Consider the following 20,286-nt stretch of genomic DNA (forward strand, 5'->3'; position numbering starts at 1 on the left):
AGGCAGGTAATGAGGCAAGTGGTCGCATGTATCATTGCCATCAGGCGGGCCGGTCGCTACAGTGACGGCCCGTTTTTTGTTGCCTCGCTAACGAAATCATGACTCCTCTAGAACGCTATCAAGCAGATCTGAAACGTCCCGACTTCTTCCATGATGCGGCGCAGGAAACTGCGGTGCGTCACCTGCAGCGCCTGTACGACGACCTGGTGCGCGCGCAGAACAACAAGCCGGGCGTGTTCGGCAAGCTGTTCGGCAAGAAGGAGCAGACGCCGGTCAAGGGTCTGTACTTCTGGGGCGGGGTAGGGCGAGGCAAGACCTACCTGGTCGACACCTTCTATGAAGCGCTGCCGTTCAAGCAGAAGATGCGCACGCACTTCCACCGCTTCATGAAGCGCGTCCACGAGGAGATGAAGACCCTCAAGGGCGAGAAAAACCCGCTGACCATCATCGCCAAACGCTTCAGCGAAGAGGCCAAGGTGATCTGCTTCGACGAGTTCTTCGTCTCCGACATCACCGATGCGATGATCCTCGGCACCCTGATGGAAGAGCTGTTCAAGAACGGCGTGTCGCTGGTGGCCACCTCCAACATCGTCCCCGACGGCCTGTACAAGGACGGCCTGCAGCGCGCGCGCTTCCTGCCGGCCATCGCCATGATCAAGCAGTACACCGACGTGGTGAATGTCGACAGCGGCGTCGACTACCGCCTGCGTCACCTGGAACAGGCCGAGCTGTACCACTTCCCGCTCAACGAGGCGGCCCACGAGAGCCTGCGGGCGAGCTTCAAGGCGCTGACCCCGGAATGCACCCAGGCCGTCGACAATGACGTGCTGATGATCGAGAACCGCCCGATCCATGCCCTGCGCACCTGCGACGACGTTGCCTGGTTCGACTTCCGCGCCCTGTGCGACGGGCCGCGCAGCCAGAACGACTACATCGAGCTGGGCAAGATCTTCCATGCCGTGCTGCTGAGCAACGTCGAGCAGATGGGCGTGACCACCGACGACATCGCCCGGCGCTTCATCAACATGGTCGACGAGTTCTACGACCGCAACGTGAAGCTGATCATCTCGGCCGAGGTGGAGCTCAAGGACCTGTACACCGGCGGGCGCCTGAGCTTCGAGTTCCAGCGCACGCTCAGCCGCTTGCTGGAAATGCAGTCCCACGAGTTCCTGTCGCGGGCGCACAAGCCGTAAGAATCCGGGGCTGCAAAGCAGCCCCGGCGATTTTCAGGCCTCCTGCATGAACTGCTGCCGATACTGGTTCGGCGATAGCTCCGTATGCTGGCGGAACAACCGGGCGAAGAAACTCGCGTCGTCGTACCCCACCTCATAGCTGATGGTCTTGATGCTTTTGCGCGTGCTCGACAGCAGGCCCTTGGCCGTCTCGATCCGTAGCCGCTGCAGGTAGTGCAGGGGCTTGTCGCCGGTGGCGCTCTGGAAACGGCGCATGAAGTTGCGGATGCTCATGCCGTGGTTGCGGGCCACGTCCTCGAAGCGGAACTTGTCGGCGAAGTGTTCCTCGAGCCAGTGCTGGATCTGCAGGATGATCAGGTCCTGGTGCAGCTTCTGGCCGCCGAAGCCCATGCGCCCCGGGGTGTAGCTGCGCTGCACCTCGTAGAGGATGTCGCGGGCCACGGCGCGGGCCACGTTGGCGCCGCAGAAACGCTCGATCAGGTAGATGTACAGGTCGCAGGCCGAGGTGGTGCCGCCGGCGCAGTACAGGTTGTCGGCGTCGGTCAGGTGCTTGTCCTGGTTCAGGCGGATCTTCGGGAAGCGCTCGGCGAAGCTGGCGAAGAAGCGCCAGTAGGTGGTCGCCTCCTTACCATCCAGCAGCCCGGATTCGGCCAGCCAGAACACGCCGCTGGCCTCGGCGCACAGCACCGCGCCGCGGGCATGCTGCTCGCGCAGCCAGGGCAGGACCTGGGGGTAGCGTTGCAGCAGGTTGTCGAAGTCGTCCCAGAAGGCCGGCAGGATGATCACGTCGGCGTCGTTCAGGCCGCTGTCGACCGGCAGTTGCACGTTGCTGAAGCTGTCCACGGGCAAGCCGTCCGGGCTCACCAGGCCGATCTCGAACATCGGTTGCAGGCCCAGCCCCAGCTGCTTGCTGTAGCGCAGGCTGGCCAGGTGGAAGAAATCCTTGGCCTGCATCAGTGTCGAAGCGAACACTTTGTCCACGGCCAGGATACTGACGCGCCGCAAGGACGCGGAGGGTTGGGTAAACATCATTGTCATTGTTCTTATAGGGTAGAGTGGTCAATCACCGGCTGGATCGTCTTATTTTTTGGCGATTGTGTCTACCCCGCCAAAGTACGATCTCTCTCGCCGGGGCAAGCCCGCCCCCACGCATCCGCGCCGGGCTTGCCTGGTGACTCGGTAGCCGCTCAAGGCGCCGGGTTCGGCTGCTCCTGATGCACCGCCTCGATCGCTGCCAGCAGCTCATCGCCCAGGTTCAGCGCTTGGCTGTCGATATTGCTGCGCAACTGATCGAGGCTGGTGGCGCCGATGATGTTGCTGGTCACGAAAGGCTGGCGCGTCACGAACGCCAGCGCCATCTGCGCCGGGTCCAGGCCGTGCTCGCGGGCCAGTTGCACGTAGCGGCCGCAGGCAGCCACGGTCTGCGGGTTTGAGTAGCGGGCGAAGCGGCTGAACAGGGTCAGGCGGGCGTTCGCCGGACGGGCGCCATTTTCGTACTTGCCCGAGAGCATGCCGAAGGCCAGCGGCGAATAGGCCAGCAGACCGCATTGCTCGCGGATCGCCACCTCCGCCAGGCCCACCTCGAAGCTGCGGTTGAGCAGGTTGTAGGGATTCTGGATCGACACCGCCCGCGGCCAGCCGCGGGTCTCGGCCAGGTGCAGGAACTTCAGGGTGCCCCATGGGGTTTCGTTGGACAGGCCGACATGGCGGATCTTGCCGGCGCGGACCTGCTCGTCGAGTACCTCCAGGGTTTCCTCCAGCGGGGTGAAGATGTCCTGGGGCAGGTGCTGGTAACCAAGTTTGCCGAAGAAGTTGGTGCTGCGTTCGGGCCAGTGCAGCTGGTACAGGTCGATGCGGTCGGTCTGCAGGCGCTTGAGGCTCTCGTCCAGGGCGGCGACGATGTGCTGGCGATTGTGTTTGAGCTGGCCGTCGCGGATGTGGCTGATACCGTTGCCGGGGCCGGCGACCTTGCTGGCCAGGATCCAGTCGTCGCGGTCGCCGTTGGCGGCGAACCAGTTGCCGATGATGCGCTCGGTGGCGGCGTAGGTTTCCGGGCGCGGTGGCACTGGGTACATCTCGGCGGTGTCGATGAAGTTGATGCCCCGGGCCTTGGCCAGGGCGATCTGGGCGAAGGCCTGGTCCTGGGTGTTCTGCTCGCCCCAGGTCATGGTGCCCAGGCACAGGGCGCTGACGTTGAGGTCGGTACGGCCGAGCTTGCGGTATTCCATCGGGAAGACGCTCCATGGCAAAGAGGCCCATAAAAGCAGGTTGAAATTTTTCCTGCAATCTGGATAATTCGGCCCCTCTCCGTGTGGCGGAAGTGATGCACCACCATGCAGGGGAACCCTTGTCGAACATTGGCGTGCCCGACCCGAGCCCCCAAAAGCGTCAGCGTTCGGCTGCGCGCTTGCCCTTGGCAAGTTGTGCACTATCCAGTAAGATTCGCCGTCTATTTTTCGCTGGGCGGCCTCTGAGGCTTTAGAGAATGAAAACTTTTACTGCTAAACCGGAAACAGTAAAGCGCGAGTGGTTCGTAGTCGACGCCGCTGGTCAGACCCTGGGTCGTCTGGCTACCGAAATCGCTAGCCGCCTGCGTGGCAAGCACAAGCCAGAATACACCCCTCACGTTGACACCGGCGACTACATCGTCGTCATCAACGCCGAGCAAATCCGTGTGACTGGTGCCAAGTCTTCCGACAAGATGTACTACTCCCACTCCGGCTTCCCGGGCGGTATCAAGGAAATCAACTTCGAGAAGTTGATCGCCAAGGCCCCTGAGCGTGTTATCGAAACCGCGGTCAAAGGCATGCTGCCGAAGAACCCGCTGGGTCGCGACATGTACCGCAAGCTGAAAGTGTACGCGGGTGCAGCTCACCCACACACTGCTCAGCAGCCTCAAGAACTGAAGATCTAACGGGATAGTTCATTATGTCGGCGACTCAAAACTACGGCACTGGCCGTCGCAAGACCGCAACCGCACGTGTATTCCTGCGTCCGGGCACTGGCAACATTTCCATCAACAACCGTTCTCTGGACGTGTTCTTCGGCCGCGAAACCGCTCGCATGGTTGTTCGCCAGCCGCTGGAACTGACCGAGACCGTTGAGAAGTTCGACATCTACGTCACCGTTTCCGGTGGTGGTGTCAGCGGTCAAGCCGGTGCAATCCGCCACGGCATCACCCGCGCCCTGATGGAATACGACGAAACCCTGCGTGGCGCCCTGCGTCGTGCTGGCTACGTCACCCGCGACGCTCGTGAAGTCGAGCGTAAGAAAGTGGGTCTGCGTAAAGCGCGTAAGCGTCCTCAGTACTCCAAGCGTTAATACCGCTTCGGCAGTCGAAAAAAGCCCGGTTCCTTTTTGGAACCGGGCTTTTTTTATGTCTTGAACTAACCTCTCTGTCAGTCCGTGGCCGTTTGTCGCATAGACACAGATCAAGCAAAGCGAGGGTTGTAGCCCGACGAGCGGGTAATCACCTTGTCAGCGTGTGGATTTGTTCCTTACCATTGCGGCCAATTTTTAGTGCCACAGACATACCTAAGTAGATGCCTGTTAGAGCAGGCCAAGCAAGCTGATGGGAGAGGACTGAATGAGCAATGACGGCGTCAACGCAGGCCGGCGCCGCTTCCTCGTAGCCGCGACATCCGTGGTCGGGGCAGCGGGGGCAGTGGGGGCTGCGGTACCGTTCGTGGGGTCATGGTTTCCCAGTGCCAAGGCGAAAGCCGCAGGGGCACCGGTGAAGGTCAATATCGCCAAGGTCGAGCCCGGCCAGCAGATGGTAGCCGAGTGGCGCGGTCAACCTGTATTCATCGTGCGGCGAACGGAAGAGATCCTCGGCAATCTGAAAAAGATCACCGGTGAGCTGTCCGACCCCGAGTCCAAGGCGTCGGTGCAGCCGACCTACGTCGATCCGCAAGTTCGCTCGATCAAGCCCGAAATCCTCATCCTGGTCGGCCTGTGCACTCACCTGGGTTGCTCGCCGACGTTCCGTCCTGAAGTCGCTCCCGCCGACCTCGGCCCGAAATGGGTCGGTGGCTATTTTTGCCCATGCCACGGCTCGCACTATGACCTGGCTGGCCGGGTCTACAAATCCCAGCCGGCCCCTCTCAACCTGCCAGTGCCACCGCACTCGTACGAGTCGGACGAAATCATCGTCATCGGCGTCGATCAGGAGAACGCATGATGAGCAAGTTCATGGAGTGGATCGATGCGCGCTTCCCCGCGACGAAGATGTGGGAAGACCATCTGAGCAAGTATTACGCGCCCAAGAACTTCAACTTCCTGTACTTCTTCGGCTCCCTGGCACTGCTGGTGCTGGTCAACCAGATTGTCACCGGCGTGTGGCTGACCATGAGCTTCACCCCCTCGGCGGAAGAGGCCTTCGCCTCGGTCGAGTACATCATGCGCGACGTCGAATACGGCTGGATCCTGCGCTACCTGCACTCCACCGGCGCCTCGGCGTTCTTCATCGTGGTCTACCTGCACATGTTCCGCGGGCTGCTCTATGGCTCCTACCAGAAGCCACGCGAACTGGTCTGGCTGTTCGGCATGCTGATCTACCTGGCGCTGATGGCCGAGGCGTTCATGGGCTACCTGCTGCCGTGGGGGCAGATGTCCTACTGGGGCGCCCAGGTGATCATCTCGCTGTTCGGCGCGATTCCGGTCATCGGTGATGACCTGACCCAGTGGATTCGTGGTGATTACCTGATCTCCGGCATCACCCTGAACCGCTTCTTCGCCCTGCATGTGGTGGCCCTGCCGATCGTGATCCTCGGCCTGGTGGTGCTGCACATCCTGGCGCTGCACGAAGTGGGGTCGAACAACCCCGATGGCGTGGACATCAAGAAGAAAAAGGACGAGAACGGCATCCCGCTGGATGGCATCCCGTTCCACCCTTACTACACCGTCAAGGATATCGTCGGCGTGGTGGTGTTCCTTTTCGTGTTCTGCGCGGTGGTGTTCTTCTTCCCGGAAATGGGTGGCTACTTCCTGGAAAAACCGAACTTCGAGCAGGCCAACGCCTTCAAGACCCCTGAGCACATCGCGCCGGTGTGGTACTTCACGCCGTTCTACGCGATCCTCCGTGCGGTACCCGACAAGCTGTTCGGGGTCATCGCCATGGGTGCGGCGATCGCCGTGCTGTTCGTGTTGCCCTGGCTCGACCGCAGTCCGGTGCGCTCCATGCGCTACAAAGGCTGGCTGAGCAAAATCTTCCTGCTGGTGTTCTGCGTGGCCTTCATCATCCTTGGTGTACTGGGCGTGCTGGCGCCGACACCAGGGCGTACCTTGCTGTCGCAGGTGTGCACGGTGCTGTACTTCGCGTACTTCCTGCTGATGCCGTTCTACACAAGGCTCGAGAAGACCAAACCGGTTCCGGAAAGGGTGACTGGCTGATGAAAAAGTTTATTGCAGTATGCTTGCTGGCACTGATGCCTGGCCTTTCCTTCGCCGCCGAGCATGGCCTGGAGCTGGACAAGGTCGATATCGACCTGACCGACAAGGCCGCGATGCAGGATGGCGCGCGTACTTTCGCCAACTATTGCATGGGGTGCCATAGCGCCAAGTTCCAGCGGTACGAGCGAGTCGCCGACGACCTGGGGATCCCGCATGAGGTGATGCTCGAGAACCTGGTGTTCACCGGCGCCAAGATCGGCGACCACATGAAGATCGGCATGCAGCCCAGCGATGCCAAGACCTGGTTCGGCGCCGCGCCGCCCGACCTGACCCTGGTCGCTCGGGTGCGTGGCAGCGACTGGCTGTACACCTACCTGCGCAGCTTCTACGAGGACAAGACGCGGCCATACGGGGTGAACAACAAGGTCTTCCCGAACGTCGGCATGCCCAACGTGCTGGTGGGCCTGCAGGGTAACCAGGTGATCGGTTGCAAGCAGGTGCAGACCGAGGTCGATGGCAAGAAGCAGTTCGACCCGCTGACCGGCAGCCCGCTGACCCATGAGGCGTGCGACCAGCTGACCGTGGAGGAGAAATCCGGTACCCTGACGGCCGAGCAGTTCGACGAGAAGGTCAAGAACCTGGTGACCTTCCTGGCCTATTCGGCCAACCCGGTCAAACTGGAAAGCCAGCGCATCGGTACCTACGTGTTGCTGTACCTGGCTTTCTTCTTCGTGTTCGCCTACTTGCTCAAGCGCGAATACTGGAAGGACGTGCACTGATCACGCAGTAGTTTCTGGTAGTTGAACGCGCCCGGGGGGCTCCAGCGATAGTGCTGGGGCGCCCCGGGCGCGTTTTCATTTGCAGTTTTACAAGCATCCCGTGCGAGGAGGCGCTACATGGGCGCAACCAACAGGTTAGCCTGCTATTCCGACCCCGCTGATCATTACTCTCATCGGGTCCGCCTGGTGCTCGCGGAGAAAGGCGTCACGGTGCAGATCATCGATGTCGACGCCAATCGCCTGCCGCCCAAGCTGATTGAAGTGAACCCTTACGGCAGCTTGCCGACCCTGGTCGATCGCGACCTGGCGCTGTACGAATCGACCGTGGTGATGGAGTACCTCGAGGAGCGTTACCCGCACCCGCCGCTGATGCCGGTCTACCCGGTGGCCCGGGGCAACAGCCGCCTGCTGATGCACCGCATACAGCGTGACTGGTGCGCCCTGGCCGACACCGTGCTTGATGCGCGCAGCAGCGAGGCGGCACGCACCCAGGCGCGCAAGGAGCTGCGCGAGAGCCTGACCGGCGTGGCGCCGCTGTTCGGCGAGATGGCCTGCTTCATGAGCGAGGAGCAAAGCCTGGTCGATTGCTGTCTACTGCCCATTCTCTGGCGTTTGCCGGTGATGGGTATCGAGTTGCCGCGGCAGGCCAAGCCGCTGCTGGATTACATGGAGCGACAGTTCGCCCGCGAGCCTTTCCAGGCGAGCCTGTCCGCTGCCGAACGTGAAATGCGCAAGGTTTAAGAGGAACCGTTGATGAACTCCAGTCGCCCCTATCTTGTTCGTGCGCTGTACGAGTGGATCGTCGACAACGATTGCACGCCACATATGCTGGTCAATGCCGAGTATCCGGCGGTCCAGGTGCCCCAGGGTTTCGCCAGCGATGGCCAGATCGTCCTGAACATCTCCCCCAGTGCCGTGCGCAGCCTGCACATGGATAACGAGGCGGTGAGCTTCGAAGGCCGTTTCGGCGGCGTTGCGCACTCGCTCTTCGTGCCGGTCGGCGCCATCCTCGGGATCTATGCCCGGGAGAACGGCCAGGGCATGGTCTTTGAACTGGAGCCGCCGTTCGAGGATGAGGATGACCATGAAGATGAAGGCGTCGAGCCGGATGATGATGGGCCGCCCGAGCCACCACGCCCCACTGGCCGTCCGAGCCTGAAGGTGGTCAAGTAGGCGTTGGGCAGTCAGGCCGGGCAGGTTCGGCACCGCTGAAGATGTTTCGACGCCGATTGACTTATCGTAAGCAATTTCAGAAGCTCACGACTTGCAGCCGTAGGCTGCCTCCAGGCCTGAGGCCGAAGTAACTTGGCCAGGGGCGGGCGACCGCCTCTGGCTCGATAGGGCCTTGCGGCCGAGCAGTGCAGCGACACACCGGTCGACCCAGGACGGGCGACCCAACAACAAAAACAAGAGAAGTCATCGACATGGATGTGAGATGTGATCAGCTCAAGGCGCTGACGGGTACCCTGTGCCTGGCGTTCGCCACCGGACTGCCGCTGCCTGCTGTGGCGGCCTATCAGGAAACCGGTCGCCTGGGCGACCCCGCCAGCTGGCGGTCGGCCGAGTACCAGCAGGACTGGGGCCTGGAGCGCATGCAGGCGAGTCAGGCCTATGCCGCCGGCATCACCGGCGCCGGCGTCAGCATCGGCGCCCTGGATTCGGGATTCGACGCCGCCCACCCTGAAGCCAACCCCTTGCGTTTTCACGCCGTTACCGCCACCGGCCAGTACCTGGATGGCACTCCGTTCAGCGTGTCCGGGGGACTCAATGGCGCCAACGACAGCCATGGCACCCATGTCACCGGCACCCTGGGCGCGGCCCGTAATGGCGCTGGCATGCATGGCGTGGCCTTCAATGCCCAGGTCTACGTGGGCAACACCAACCACGACGACAAGTTTCTGTTCGGCCCCAGCCCTGACCCCAAGTATTTCAAGGCGGTCTACGATGCCCTGATGGACGCCGGTGTGCGGGCCATCAACAACAGTTGGGGCAGCCAGCCCAAGGATGTCAGCTACCAGACCCTGGACGGCTTGCGCGCGGCCTACGCTCAGCATTTCCAGCAGGACACCTGGCTCGACGCCGCCGGCGACGTGGCGCGTCGGGGCGTGATCAACGTATTCAGCGCCGGCAACAGCGGCTATGCCAATGCCAGCGTGCGCTCGGCGCTGCCGTACTTCCAGCCGGAGCTGGAAGGCCACTGGCTGGCGGTGTCGGGCCTGGACAAGAACAACCAGCAGAAATACAACCAGTGCGGCATCGCCAAGTACTGGTGTCTGGCGGCCCCGGGTGCGGCGATCAGCAGTACCGTGCCCGGTGGCGGCTACGCCACCTACAACGGCACCTCGATGGCCGCACCTCATGCCACAGGGGCCTTGGCCCTGGTCATGGAGCGCTATCCCTACCTGGACAACCAGCAGGCCCTGCAAGTGCTGCTGACCACCTCGCGCCAGCTCGACGGCTCGCCGACCCAGGGACCCAGCGAGCGGGTAGGCTGGGGCGTTCCGGACCTGGGCCGGGCGTTGCACGGACCCGGGCAGTTGCTGGGTGAATTCGACGTCAACCTGGGGCGCGGGCAGGGCGATAGCTGGAGCAACGGCATCTCCGACCAGGCTTTGGTGCAGCGTCAAATCGAGGATGCCGCGGAACGCCAGGCCTGGCAGCAGACCCTCAAGGATCGCGGCTGGGAGCATGGCCTGGCAGCGGGCGCCAGCCAGCAGGATCGCAGTGACTATGCCTTGGGCATGGCCCGTGACGCGGCTGCCGCGCAGCGGGTCTACCAGGGCAGCCTGGTCAAGTCCGGGGCTGGCTGGCTCGAGCTCACGGGTGACAGCAGCTACCGCGGCCCGACCCGCGTCGATGGCGGCCTGCTGGCGGTCAACGGCAGCCTGCAATCGGCGGTGACGCTCAACGCGGGCGGTACCCTGGGCGGCAACGGGCGGGTCGGTGCCCTGACCGCCAGCGCCGGGGGCGTGGTGGCCCCGGGTAACTCCATCGGCACCTTGAGTGTCGCTGGCAACCTGGACTTGCAGCCGGGCTCGACCTACCGGGTGGAACTGTCGCCCACGGCCAGCGACCGCCTTGTCGTTGCTGGTCAGGCCAGTGTCGGCGGCGCCAATCTCAGCCTGGAGCCCCAGGCGCGGCCGAACCTTTTGGCCGGTGGCCCGGTCTCCAGCCTGGTGGGGCGCCAGTTCGACATCCTGCAGGCCGCAGGTGGCGTCAACGGGCGCTTCGCCCAGGTCGAGCCCGACTACCTGTTCCTGGGGACCTTCCTTGATTATTCGGCCAACGGCGTGCAACTGGACGTGACGCGCAGCGCCACGACGTACGCCAGTGTTGGTGCCACGGCCAACCAGCGCGCCAGCGGCGGTGCCGTGGAGCGGTTGGGGCCGGGCAATCCCGTGTATGAAAGCCTGCTGCTTTCGACCTCGGCGGACCAGGCCCGGGACGGCCTGCGTCAGCTGGCCGGGGAGATCTACCCGGCGCTGGACTCGATGCTGCTCAGCCAGGGCTCGGTCTTGCGCGATGCCCTGGGTGAGCGAGTGCAAGGTCGCGCACTGATTACCAATGCCTCTGGAAAAGGTGACAGCGAGTCGGGTGCGACTCAGCTCTGGCTCAAGGGCCTGGGCAGCTGGGGGCGCATCGAGGGTGTGCAAGGCACCGAGTCCTATACCAGTTCCCTGGGCGGCGTGCTGCTGGGCGTGGACCATGACCTTGACGAGCAGACCCGGGCCGGCCTGGCCGCAGGCTACAGCGACAGCTCCCTGGGCATGGGCGGCAGCCACTCCCGGGCCACGGTCGACAGCTACCACCTGGGTGCCTATGCTCGCCACGACCTGGACCAGTTGCGCCTGAGCCTGGGCGCCAGCCACAGCTGGCACCGTGCCGAAGTCCGGCGCGACCTGGCCTATGGCGAGGTGTCTGGCCGCCAGCGCGCACGGATCGATGCCCGCAGCCAGCAGGTGTTCGCCGAGGCGGCCTATCGCCTGGCGTTGCCGGCGGTACAGCTGGAGCCTTTCGCCAACCTGACCTACCAGCACCTGGAGCGCGACGGCTTCCACGAGAAAGGCGACGCCGCGGCGCTGCATGCCGGTGACGAGCAGCGCGACGCCTGGCTCGGCACCTTGGGCCTGCGTGGGCGCCAGCAATGGCAGCTGGGCCCGCAGCAGGACCTGCAACTGGCGGCAAGCCTGGGCTGGCAGCATCGCCTGAGCGGCACCCAGGGCCGTGAGCACCTGGCTTTCGCTGGCAGCGACCTGCCGTTCCGGGTGGAGACTGCGCCGGCCTTGCGCGATGCCGCGCTGGTGGGACTGCAGGCACGGGTAGGGCTGACCCGCGACCTGGACCTGAGCCTGGACTACCAGGGGCGCCTGGCCAGTCGCGAGCAACAGCATGGCGCAGGGCTCAACCTGCAATGGCGGTTCTGAAGCGCCCTGGCGTGATACGGGCCAGGCGTTGCAACACGGAGTGTGACCAACGCGGTACTAAACCAAAACAAAACTAAGGAAGGTTGTAGTGAAGCACGTCAGAAAGGATGACAGCGCACTCGCGCAGGGCTGGGCCTTGGCCCCACTGGGGCGGGCATTGGTGGGTTGGGCGGCGCTGATGGGGACGGCCCAGGCCGCGCCCTACGTGGAGAGTGGGCGCCTCGGCGATGCCGGCAGCTGGCGCAGCAGCGAGTTCAAGGCCGACTGGGGGCTGGGGGCGATCCACGCCGACAGCGCCTATGCCGCCGGCTACAGCGGCAAGGGGGTGAAGCTGGGGATTTTCGACCAGCCGGTATATGCCCCGCACCCCGAGTTCGCCGGCAAGGACAAGATCGTGACCCTGGTCACCAGCGGCATTCGCCAGTACACCGACCCCTATATCCCGGTGAAGGCCGGCGATGCGTTCCGCTATGACGGCAGCCCGTCGGTGGGCTCGGACGGCAAGCTCGGCTCCCACGGCACCCACGTCGGCGGGATCGCCGCCGGCAACCGTGATGGCGAGTCGATGCACGGCGTGGCCTATGATGCGCAGATCATCAGCGCCGACAACGGCGACCCCGGCCCCGAGGATGGCATCGTCCTGGGCAACGATGGCGCGGTGTACAAGGCCGGCTGGGACAGCCTGGTGGCCAGCGGCGCGCGGATCATCAACAACAGCTGGGGCATCGGTATCACCGATCGCTTCGCCAAGGGCGGGCGCAATCCGGACTTTCCGCATTTTACCGTGGACGATGCCCGCGCACAGTTCGCGCAGATACAGCCACTGCTGGGCACCTTGCCTGGCGGCGCCTACGACGGGGCCATCGCCGCCGCCCGCAGCGGAGTCCTGACGATCTTCGCCGCCGGCAACGACTACAACCTGAACAACCCCGACGCGATTGCCGGCCTGGGCTATTTCGTTCCGGACATCGCCCCGAACTGGATGACCGTGGCGGCGTTGCAGCAGAACCCCGACACCAGTAGCGCCAACCCGTACCTGGCCAGCACGTTCTCTTCCCGTTGCGGCTATACCGCGAGCTTCTGCGTCTCGGCTCCCGGTACCCGGATCTACAGCGCGGTGATCGGCGGCACCAGTCTGGAGGACCTGACCCAGGGCTATGCCAACAAGAACGGCACGTCCATGGCCGCGCCCCATGCCGCCGGCGCGGCGGCGGTGCTGATGGAGCGCTTCCCCTACATGAGCGGCGCACAGATCGCCAGCGTGCTGCGCACCACCGCCACCGACATGGGCGCGCCCGGCATCGATGCCTTGTACGGGTGGGGCATGATCAACCTGGACAAGGGGATCCGCGGTCCGGGCATGTTGGTCACCGAGCAGGACATCCCCGAGGAGTTCCGCATCGCCGGCGGCTACGGCCCGAGCCAGTTCGTGGTCGATCTGCCGGGTGTCGGCGCCGTGGTGGACGCCGGTAGGCCGACCCAGCGACTCTGCAACGGCCTTAGCTGCGTACTGGACCTGTGGAGTAACGATATCTCCGGCCATGGTGGCCTGACCAAGCAGGGTATCGGTACCCTGGTGCTCAGCGGCAACAACACCTACGCAGGTCCAACCCTGGTCAACCAGGGGCGGCTGGCGGTCAATGGCTCGCTGCAATCGACGGTGACGGTCAATGACGGCGGCGTGCTGGGCGGCAATGGCCGGATCGGTGCGCTGGTGGTCAACCGTGGCGGGGTGGTGGCGCCAGGCAACTCCATCGGCACCCTGCGGGTGGGCTCCGATGTCACCTTCCAACCGGGCTCGACCTATGCCGTGGAGCTTGATGCTACTGGCAGCGACCGCCTGGTCAGCGATGGCACGGTTTCTGTAAACGGTGCGAACCTGGCCCTGGATCTGCAGAATCCCGGGGTTTCGCTGCAGTCCCAGCCGGCAACCAGCCTGGTGGGACGTCAGTTCGACATCCTACAGGCCGCTGGCGGCGTGCAGGGCGGTTTTGCCGCTGTGCAGTCCAACCTGCTGTTCCTTGGTGGTGGCCTGGCCTACACCGGCACCGGGGTGCAGCTGGCGGTGCAACGTAGCGCCAGCTTCGCCAGTGTCGGCCTGACCGCCAACCAGCGTTCGGTGGCCGCGGCCGCCGAACGGCTCGGCGCGGGCAATCCGGTCTACGAGAGCCTGTTGTTGTCGGCTGATGCCGGCAGCGCCCGGCAGGCGTTCGATCAACTGTCCGGTGAAATCCACCCGGCGGTGGGCAATCTGCTGCTCAACGATAGTCGCCAGTTGCGCGACGCCGTGGGCGAGCGTACCCGCCAGCAGGGTGTCGCCGCCGCGCCGGCCATGGACGCCCAGGGCAACGGCCTGTGGGTCAAGGCCCTGGGGGCCTGGGGCAAGGCCGACGGTGATTCTGGCCATGCGCGCTACAGCAGTTCGATCGGCGGCATGCTGCTGGGTGTCGACGGGCAGATGAGCGAGGACACCCGCCTTGGCGTCTTCACCGGCTACAGCGACAGCTCGCTGAGCATGGGTGATAGTCGTCATTCCTCGGCCAGCGTCGACAGCTACCACTTGGGTGCCTATGCCGGCAAGGAACTGGAGCAGGTGCGCCTGAGCCTGGGCGGCAGCCACAGCTGGCATCGCATCGAGACCAAGCGCGAGCTGCAGTACAACGAGGTCAGCGATCGCCAGAAGAGCAAGCGTGATGCGCAGAGCACCCAGGTGTTCGGCGAGGCCGCCTGGAAGGTCGCGGTGCCTGGCATGGCCCTGGAGCCGTTCGCCAACCTGGCCTATGTGCATATCGCCAGCGATAGCTTCAAGGAACATGGCGGCGCCGCCGCGCTCGAGGGTGGGCGGGATAACCGTGATGCCTGGCTCTCTACCCTGGGCATGCGCGCCGGTAAGCAACTGCAATTGTCCAGCGGCCAGGCGGTGGAGCTATCCGCCACCCTGGGTTGGCAGCACAACCTGAGCTCCACCGGGTCCGACCAGCATCTGGCCTTTGCCGGCCAGGGCGATAGCTACAAGGTCCAGGCGCTGTCCCTGGACCGTGATGCGGCGGTGGTTGGCGCACGGGCGGGGATCAGCCTCGGGCGTCAGGCCCGGGTCAACCTCGACTACAACGGACTGCTGGGTAGCCGCGACAAGAGCCACGGGGTCGGCCTGACCCTGGACTGGGCGTTCTGAGGCCCTGAAAAGCAAAACGCCCGATGCTGAGCATCGGGCGTTTTGCTTGACCTGCCTGAACCGCCATTTCGCAATTACAGGTCCTTGATGCTCTGCACCTGGTCCTTGTTGATGCGGGTCGGCTTGCCGTCCAGTTGCTTGAACTCGTAGAAGCCGGAGTTGCGGTCGAAGTGCGGAGTGTCGGTGGTCTGCAGTTCGCGACCATCGTTGAGGGTGATCACGCTCGGGGTGGAGCAGCCGGCCAAGGTGGCGAAGGCGCCGATCAGCAGGGCGGGCAGCAGCAACTTTTTCATGGAGTACTTCCTGGATCAGAGGGGAAAGGCGAGCGTCCTGACGCCCGCCGAAGGGTTGTCAGTCGATGTATTCGAACAGCTTGACGATCTTCTGCACGCCCGACACGCCCTGCACCACGTTGGTGGCGGCGTTGGCCTCCTGCTGGCGGACCAGGCCGAGCAGATAGACAATACCGTTCTCGGTGATCACCTTGATGCGCGAGCTGGGAACGCTCTCGTCGGCCAGCATCTGGGTCTTGATCTTGGTGGTCAGCCAGGCGTCGTTGTTGCGCGCCAGAATCGACGATGGCTGCATCACCTGCAGCTCGTTATGCACCTTCTTGACCCGCTGCACCTGGCCGGCGGTCTGCTCGGCAAGGGACTTGAGGTCAGCGCGCGGTGTCTGGCCGGCAAGCAGCACCACGCCGTTGTAGCTGCTGACGACGATGTGCGAACCCTTGTCCAGCTCCGGGTTGGCCTTGGCGATGTTGACCGAGACCTTGGTCTCGATCAGCGAGTCGTCGATCTTGCTGCCGATGGTGCGGGTGCCGCGGTCGTCCTCGATCGGCGAGTTGCGGGTCGAGGTCAGCACGGAACTGCAGCCGGAGACACCCAGGCACAGGGTTAGGGCCATCAGGCCGAGACGCTTGGAGATCATTCTTCACTCCCGAACAGTTGGCTGTCGATCAGGTCGCACAGACAGTGGATCGCCAGCAGGTGGACTTCCTGGATGCGTGCGGTCACGCTCGAGGGGACGCGGATTTCCACGTCCTCGGGCAGCAGTAGCGAGGCCATGCCGCCGCCGTCGCGCCCGGTCAGGGCAACGACGATCATTTCGCGGTCATGGGCGGCCTGGATCGCCTGGATCACGTTGGCCGAGTTGCCGCTGGTGGAGATTGCCAGCAGGACGTCGCCGGGCTGGCCCAGGGCGCGGATCTGCTTGGAGAAGACTTCGTTGTAGCTGTAGTCGTTGGCGATCGAGGTGAGCGTGGAGCTGTCGGTGGTCAGGGCGATGGCTGGCAGGCTCGGGCGTTCGCGCTCGAAGCGGTTGAGCAGTTCCGATGAGAAATGCTGGGCGTCGCCGGCCGAGCCGCCATTGCCGCAGGCGAGCATCTTGCCGTCGTTGAGCAGGGTGTTGACCATGACCAGGCTGGCCTGCTCGATGTAGGGTGCCAGGATGTCCATTGCCTGTTGCTTGGTGTCGATGCTGTTCTGGAACAGTCGGCGGATTCGGGATTGCATGTCCATCTGGGTGACCTTAAGAGGGGCGGTGGCCTTTGCTACGCGCAACAGTGACCAGCCCGCGAAACATAGAGCTAGAAAATCGAATTGGGTTCAGCATTCGAAGGCGTTTTTCAGCCATTGAAGCGGTTGCCCCGCATGCCCCTGGCCCTGCAGGGCGACAACGTCGAAACGGCAGGGGTGGGTGGCCCAGCAGGGCGCTTGCTGCAGGAAGAGGTTGGCGGCCAGCGCCAGTCGCTGCTGCTTGCGCCCATCGATACTGGCGAGCGCTCCGCCGAACTCCGCATGCAACCGGTAGCGGACTTCGACGAATACTACTGTATCGGCATCGAGCATGACCAGATCGAGCTCGCCCCGCTTGCATCGCCAGTTGCGCGCCAGCAGCCGCAGGCCTTGCCCCTGAAGGTATTCAAGGGCGTGGTCCTCGGCGGCCTGGCCGGCGCGGCTGGGCGATGCGCCGGGCATCAGCGCGGCGTGTCCGGCAGGCGCTTGACCTGGCCACCGGCGAACTCGGCCCACGGCAGTTGGCGCTCGACGCGCTGGCTGGCGTTCATGCTCAGACTGCCCGACAGGCCCTCGACGCGGTTGTCCGGCAGTGCCTTGAGCTGGCCCAGGCGTGGCGCCAGGCTGTAGGCGTCGACGCCCATGGCATACAGCCGGCCGAGGCTGCCGGCGGCCTGCGGCCACTGCTGCACGACCTGCTGGCGTAGGCTGTTGGTGGTGTCCAGCAGCCACGGCGTTTCGCAGAAGCGGATGCCGTTCATGTCGTTGTACTGGTTGACGTCGCCGCTGGCGCTGTACAGGTTGGAGGTGGCGTAGACCGGTACGTCGCCGGCGTACTGGAAGTTCAGCGTCGGTTTGATCTGCTGGGCTTGTTGTGGCGTCGAGGCGAGGAAGATGAAGTCGATGTCCTGGCGACGCGAAGGCTGGGCGGCGATGTTACCGCCGACGGTGCTCTGCAGGCTCTTGGCGCGGCCTTCGCTCTGGCGCAGCTGGAACAGGTCGGCGATCTGCTGGGCGAGGGCAACCGGCTGGGCGATGCGCTGGGCGCTGATCAGGGTACCGCCATTGCCTTCCCAGTCCTGGCGGAAGGCGGCGAGCACACGGTCGCCCCACTCACCGCTCGGCACCAGGGCCACGGCGCGGACCATGCCGTCGGCGCGGGCGCGGCGGGCGACTTCGCGGGCTTCGTCCTCGGCGGCCAGGCCGAACTGGAACAGTTGCGGCGGGGCTTTCTGGCCGGCGTCGGCGTAGTTCAGGGCCAGGGTGGTGATGGGCAGTTGCGGGTAGGCGGCGAGTTTCTTGACCAGCGGTTTTTCCAGCGGGCCGACCACCAGTTGCACGCCAGCGGCCTGGGCCTGGCGGTAGAAGTCATCCAGCGAGGTGATGCGCGAGCTGTCGAACACCTGTACGGCGGGGGCCGGCTGGCCACCTTGCTGTGCCTGGAAATGGGCGGCCATGAAGCCGTCGCGCAGGGCGCGGGCGACACCGGCCAGCGGGCCTTCCTGGGGCAGCAGCAGGGCGATCTTGGTCAGTGGTTGGCTGGCCAGTTCCTTGAGTTTGACCAGGGCGGTCGGCAATTGCCTGGCAGCCGGGTGCTCGGGGTGTTGCTGGCGCCAGGTGTCGATGGCGGCCTGTTGCTGCTCCAGGGTGCCGGCGCGCTTGACGGCGAGGGCCAGGCTGGTCCAGCCGGCCAGGGTCTCGTTGGCGGCGGGCTGTTGCAGCTGTTCGGCGGGCAGCGATGCAACCAGAGCCCAGGTGGCGTCGTTGTTGGCGGCGGCGGCCTGCTCGCTGAGCAACGGCGCCAGCAGCACGCGCTGCTGGGCGGCAGCCAGGGCCTGGCCGTCGGCCTCGAGGGCGGCGGCGTGGACGCTGTAGGTGCGAACCTGCTGCTCAGCCGGCAGTTCGCCGACGCGTTGCAGGCTCGGGTGCGCGAGGGCGGTCAGGGCGGCCTTGGGCTGGTTGCGGCTCATGGCCAGTTCCGCGGCCAGGGTCGAGGCGAACACCTGTTGGGCGGGCTTGAGCGGTTCCAGTTGGACCTGCTCGAGGATCCGGGCCGCGCGCGGGAAGTCCTTGTGCTTGTATGCCAGGTCCGCGGCGCTCAGGCGCAGCAGGGCCGCGTCCTCGGCGGACTTGCTGGAGGCCGCCTTCTCGAGCAGTTGCTCGATGCTGGCGTCCGGGGTGCGTGGCAGTTCGCCCAGGCTGGATGAGGGCGAGCTGGCGCAGGCTGCCAGCAGGGCAGCGAGGCAGAGGGCTGTGAGCAGCCGCAGACAAGCGATCATGTAAAGGTCCTGTTACTCGATCAAGTTGGCCGGCAATTGTACCCAAGCGGGGGGCGGGGCGCGATCTCGTCGACACTGATCCTTCACTATAGGTGGCCGCCAGCAGCGCCGGGGTGAAGTTCTTTGCGCCCTGTTACCGGCGCTCGGGCTACAATGGCGACCTTTGATCCGAAAAGCAGGTGTGCGCAGTGACTGATGTTGCAGGGGTTTCGAAATCCACGTTGGGCAAGCTTTACGTCGTCGCCACGCCCATCGGCAACCTCGACGACATGAGCGCCCGGGCGTTGAAGGTGCTGGCCGATGTGAGCCTGATCGCCGCCGAGGACACCCGTCACTCGGTGCGCCTGCTGCAACACTTCGGCATCGATACGCCGCTGGCGGCCTGCCATGAGCACAACGAGCGCGACGAAGGCGGGCGCTTCATCACCCGTCTGCTGGCCGGCGATGATGTGGCACTGGTGTCCGACGCCGGCACGCCATTGATTTCCGACCCGGGCTATCACCTGGTGCGCCAGGCGCGTGCCGCCGGTGTGCAAGTGGTGCCGGTACCCGGTGCTTGTGCGCTGATCGCTGCGCTGTCGGCGGCGGGGCTGGCGTCGGACCGCTTTATCTTCGAGGGATTCCTGCCGGCGAAAGCCGCCGGGCGCCGGGCGCGTCTGGAGCAGGTCAGGGAAGAGTCGCGCACGCTGATCTTCTATGAGGCGCCGCATCGTATTCTTGAGTGCCTGGAAGACATGGAGGCGGTGTTCGGTGGCGATCGTCCGGCGGTATTGGCGCGCGAGATCACCAAGACCTTCGAGACCCTGAAAGGGCTGCCCCTGGCCGAGCTGCGCGCGTTCGTGCAGGGCGACAGCAACCAGCAGCGCGGTGAGTGTGTTGTGCTGGTGGCGGGCTGGAGCGCGCCGGAGGGCGATCAGGCCATCAGCGCCGAGGTCCAGCGCGTGCTGGATTTGCTGCTGGCCGAGTTGCCGTTGAAGAAGGCCGCGGCTTTGGCGGCCGAAATTACCGGTGTGCGCAAGAACCTGCTCTACCAGTTGGCGCTGGAAAAACAAAAATCCCATTAATGTCGTAATGACATTATTTGTTGCATCGCTTGTTCTTGGGCGCGGCTACCGGTAACCTTGTCGGCGGAGAGTCGATCGGACAGTCGCTGCCGTCTTTTGTTCCGCAAAAGTCGGGGGAGGAAAGTCCGGGCTCCATAGGGCAGAGTGCCAGGTAACGCCTGGGAGGCGCGAGCCTACGGAAAGTGCCACAGAAAACAACCGCCTAAGCACTTCGGTGCCGGTAAGGGTGAAAAGGTGCGGTAAGAGCGCACCGCACGGCTGGCAACAGTCCGTGGCTAGGTAAACCCCACTCGGAGCAAGACCAAATAGGGTTCCATACGGCGTGGCCCGCGTCGGAACCGGGTAGGTTGCTAGAGGCGTCCAGTGATGGCCGTCGTAGAGGAATGACTGTCCTCGACAAAACCCGGCTTACAGATCGACTCTCCACCTCTTCCTTCCCTGCTTGAATCGATAGCAGATCTGAC

The 20,286-nt window shown here is 64.3% G+C and carries 18 protein-coding genes and 1 other RNA gene; 12 read left to right on the plus strand and 7 right to left on the minus strand.

What is annotated here, in order from left to right:
• The first annotated feature begins 98 nt into the window (after window positions 1-98).
• The gene (zapE, locus tag K5H97_RS05065; protein ID WP_028689763.1) at window positions 99-1,193 is read left to right on the plus strand and encodes a cell division protein ZapE; all 1,095 of its coding nucleotides are present in this window, start codon (window positions 99-101) and stop codon (window positions 1,191-1,193) included.
• Between the two features lie 33 nt (window positions 1,194-1,226).
• On the opposite strand, the gene K5H97_RS05070 is transcribed toward zapE, so the two are convergent.
• Both K5H97_RS05070 and K5H97_RS05075 read right to left on the minus strand, forming a co-directional pair.
• Entirely contained in the window at window positions 1,227-2,123 is an 897-nt protein-coding gene (locus K5H97_RS05070; protein ID WP_167388431.1) for a GlxA family transcriptional regulator, read from the minus strand.
• Between the two features lie 257 nt (window positions 2,124-2,380).
• Window positions 2,381-3,421: an NADP(H)-dependent aldo-keto reductase gene (locus tag K5H97_RS05075; protein WP_028689761.1), complete on the minus strand. Its 1,041-nt coding sequence runs from the start codon at window positions 3,419-3,421 to the stop codon at window positions 2,381-2,383.
• Between the two features lie 257 nt (window positions 3,422-3,678).
• Between K5H97_RS05075 and rplM the strand changes: the two genes are divergently transcribed.
• The 9 genes from rplM to K5H97_RS05120 all read left to right on the plus strand — a co-directional run bounded on the left by rplM (window position 3,679) and on the right by K5H97_RS05120 (window position 14,962).
• A complete protein-coding gene (gene rplM, locus K5H97_RS05080) occupies window positions 3,679-4,107 on the plus strand; it encodes a 50S ribosomal protein L13 (protein WP_008097538.1) in 429 nt (142 codons plus the stop codon).
• Window positions 4,108-4,121: 14 nt separating this feature from the next.
• Complete coding sequence (gene rpsI, locus K5H97_RS05085; RefSeq protein ID WP_003260797.1) at window positions 4,122-4,514, plus strand: 30S ribosomal protein S9; 393 nt, start codon at window positions 4,122-4,124, stop codon at window positions 4,512-4,514.
• A 265-nt stretch (window positions 4,515-4,779) separates the two neighbouring features.
• The gene (petA, locus tag K5H97_RS05090; RefSeq protein ID WP_023628711.1) at window positions 4,780-5,373 is read left to right on the plus strand and encodes a ubiquinol-cytochrome c reductase iron-sulfur subunit; all 594 of its coding nucleotides are present in this window, start codon (window positions 4,780-4,782) and stop codon (window positions 5,371-5,373) included.
• Complete coding sequence (locus tag K5H97_RS05095) at window positions 5,373-6,584, plus strand: cytochrome b (protein ID WP_028689760.1); 1,212 nt, start codon at window positions 5,373-5,375, stop codon at window positions 6,582-6,584. The genes petA and K5H97_RS05095 overlap by 1 nt, the downstream gene beginning before the upstream one ends.
• Window positions 6,584-7,363 (plus strand): cytochrome c1, encoded by a 780-nt coding sequence (locus tag K5H97_RS05100; RefSeq protein ID WP_028689759.1) that lies wholly within the window; start codon window positions 6,584-6,586, stop codon window positions 7,361-7,363. The genes K5H97_RS05095 and K5H97_RS05100 overlap by 1 nt, the downstream gene beginning before the upstream one ends.
• 117 nt (window positions 7,364-7,480) lie before the next feature.
• Complete coding sequence (locus tag K5H97_RS05105) at window positions 7,481-8,104, plus strand: glutathione S-transferase N-terminal domain-containing protein (RefSeq protein ID WP_028689758.1); 624 nt, start codon at window positions 7,481-7,483, stop codon at window positions 8,102-8,104.
• A gap of 12 nt (window positions 8,105-8,116) precedes the next feature.
• The gene (locus tag K5H97_RS05110) at window positions 8,117-8,536 is read left to right on the plus strand and encodes a ClpXP protease specificity-enhancing factor (protein ID WP_028689757.1); all 420 of its coding nucleotides are present in this window, start codon (window positions 8,117-8,119) and stop codon (window positions 8,534-8,536) included.
• A gap of 251 nt (window positions 8,537-8,787) precedes the next feature.
• The gene (gene eprS, locus K5H97_RS05115) at window positions 8,788-11,787 is read left to right on the plus strand and encodes an autotransporter serine peptidase EprS (RefSeq protein WP_028689756.1); all 3,000 of its coding nucleotides are present in this window, start codon (window positions 8,788-8,790) and stop codon (window positions 11,785-11,787) included.
• A gap of 178 nt (window positions 11,788-11,965) precedes the next feature.
• Complete coding sequence (locus K5H97_RS05120) at window positions 11,966-14,962, plus strand: autotransporter domain-containing protein (protein WP_232853287.1); 2,997 nt, start codon at window positions 11,966-11,968, stop codon at window positions 14,960-14,962.
• Between the two features lie 74 nt (window positions 14,963-15,036).
• Here the strand turns inward: K5H97_RS05120 and K5H97_RS05125 are convergent, their stop codons facing one another.
• The 5 genes from K5H97_RS05125 to K5H97_RS05145 all read right to left on the minus strand — a co-directional run bounded on the left by K5H97_RS05125 (window position 15,037) and on the right by K5H97_RS05145 (window position 18,758).
• Window positions 15,037-15,255 carry a YgdI/YgdR family lipoprotein gene (locus K5H97_RS05125; RefSeq protein WP_028689754.1) on the minus strand — a complete coding sequence of 73 codons (219 nt, stop codon included), beginning with the start codon at window positions 15,253-15,255 and terminating at the stop codon, window positions 15,037-15,039.
• 58 nt (window positions 15,256-15,313) lie between these two features.
• A complete protein-coding gene (locus K5H97_RS05130; RefSeq protein WP_028689753.1) occupies window positions 15,314-15,892 on the minus strand; it encodes a BON domain-containing protein in 579 nt (192 codons plus the stop codon).
• Window positions 15,889-16,482, minus strand: coding sequence for a phosphoheptose isomerase (locus tag K5H97_RS05135; protein ID WP_028689752.1), 594 nt, complete (start codon window positions 16,480-16,482; stop codon window positions 15,889-15,891). Before K5H97_RS05135 ends, K5H97_RS05130 begins: the two co-directional genes overlap by 4 nt.
• An 87-nt stretch (window positions 16,483-16,569) precedes the next feature.
• Window positions 16,570-16,941 carry a YraN family protein gene (locus K5H97_RS05140; protein ID WP_028689751.1) on the minus strand — a complete coding sequence of 124 codons (372 nt, stop codon included), beginning with the start codon at window positions 16,939-16,941 and terminating at the stop codon, window positions 16,570-16,572.
• Complete coding sequence (locus K5H97_RS05145) at window positions 16,941-18,758, minus strand: penicillin-binding protein activator (protein WP_028689750.1); 1,818 nt, start codon at window positions 18,756-18,758, stop codon at window positions 16,941-16,943. Before K5H97_RS05145 ends, K5H97_RS05140 begins: the two co-directional genes overlap by 1 nt.
• A 188-nt stretch (window positions 18,759-18,946) precedes the next feature.
• Between K5H97_RS05145 and rsmI the strand changes: the two genes are divergently transcribed.
• Both rsmI and rnpB read left to right on the plus strand, forming a co-directional pair.
• Complete coding sequence (rsmI, locus tag K5H97_RS05150; RefSeq protein WP_028689749.1) at window positions 18,947-19,822, plus strand: 16S rRNA (cytidine(1402)-2'-O)-methyltransferase; 876 nt, start codon at window positions 18,947-18,949, stop codon at window positions 19,820-19,822.
• Between the two features lie 67 nt (window positions 19,823-19,889).
• Window positions 19,890-20,249: RNase P RNA component class A (gene rnpB / locus K5H97_RS05155), an RNA gene on the plus strand.
• Window positions 20,250-20,286: the final 37 nt, after the last annotated feature.

The organism is Pseudomonas mosselii (assembly GCF_019823065.1).
In the GTDB taxonomy this organism is placed as follows: domain Bacteria; phylum Pseudomonadota; class Gammaproteobacteria; order Pseudomonadales; family Pseudomonadaceae; genus Aquipseudomonas; species Aquipseudomonas mosselii.

Excerpts from the sequence above, each read along its gene's own strand:
- K5H97_RS05120 (WP_232853287.1), top strand. The coding sequence starts at position 11,966 with ATGGGGACGGCCCAGGCCGCGCCCTACGTGGAGAGTGGGCGCCTCGGC.
- K5H97_RS05100 (WP_028689759.1), top strand. The coding sequence starts at position 6,584 with ATGAAAAAGTTTATTGCAGTATGCTTGCTGGCACTGATGCCTGGCCTT.
- K5H97_RS05135 (WP_028689752.1), bottom strand. The coding sequence starts at position 16,482 with ATGGACATGCAATCCCGAATCCGCCGACTGTTCCAGAACAGCATCGAC.
- eprS (WP_028689756.1), top strand. The coding sequence starts at position 8,788 with ATGGATGTGAGATGTGATCAGCTCAAGGCGCTGACGGGTACCCTGTGC.
- K5H97_RS05110 (WP_028689757.1), top strand. The coding sequence starts at position 8,117 with ATGAACTCCAGTCGCCCCTATCTTGTTCGTGCGCTGTACGAGTGGATC.
- K5H97_RS05140 (WP_028689751.1), bottom strand. The coding sequence starts at position 16,941 with ATGCCCGGCGCATCGCCCAGCCGCGCCGGCCAGGCCGCCGAGGACCAC.
- K5H97_RS05125 (WP_028689754.1), bottom strand. The coding sequence starts at position 15,255 with ATGAAAAAGTTGCTGCTGCCCGCCCTGCTGATCGGCGCCTTCGCCACC.
- zapE (WP_028689763.1), top strand. The coding sequence starts at position 99 with ATGACTCCTCTAGAACGCTATCAAGCAGATCTGAAACGTCCCGACTTC.
- K5H97_RS05075 (WP_028689761.1), bottom strand. The coding sequence starts at position 3,421 with ATGGAATACCGCAAGCTCGGCCGTACCGACCTCAACGTCAGCGCCCTG.
- K5H97_RS05095 (WP_028689760.1), top strand. The coding sequence starts at position 5,373 with ATGAGCAAGTTCATGGAGTGGATCGATGCGCGCTTCCCCGCGACGAAG.
- petA (WP_023628711.1), top strand. The coding sequence starts at position 4,780 with ATGAGCAATGACGGCGTCAACGCAGGCCGGCGCCGCTTCCTCGTAGCC.
- rpsI (WP_003260797.1), top strand. The coding sequence starts at position 4,122 with ATGTCGGCGACTCAAAACTACGGCACTGGCCGTCGCAAGACCGCAACC.
- rplM (WP_008097538.1), top strand. The coding sequence starts at position 3,679 with ATGAAAACTTTTACTGCTAAACCGGAAACAGTAAAGCGCGAGTGGTTC.
- K5H97_RS05130 (WP_028689753.1), bottom strand. The coding sequence starts at position 15,892 with ATGATCTCCAAGCGTCTCGGCCTGATGGCCCTAACCCTGTGCCTGGGT.
- K5H97_RS05105 (WP_028689758.1), top strand. The coding sequence starts at position 7,481 with ATGGGCGCAACCAACAGGTTAGCCTGCTATTCCGACCCCGCTGATCAT.
- K5H97_RS05145 (WP_028689750.1), bottom strand. The coding sequence starts at position 18,758 with ATGATCGCTTGTCTGCGGCTGCTCACAGCCCTCTGCCTCGCTGCCCTG.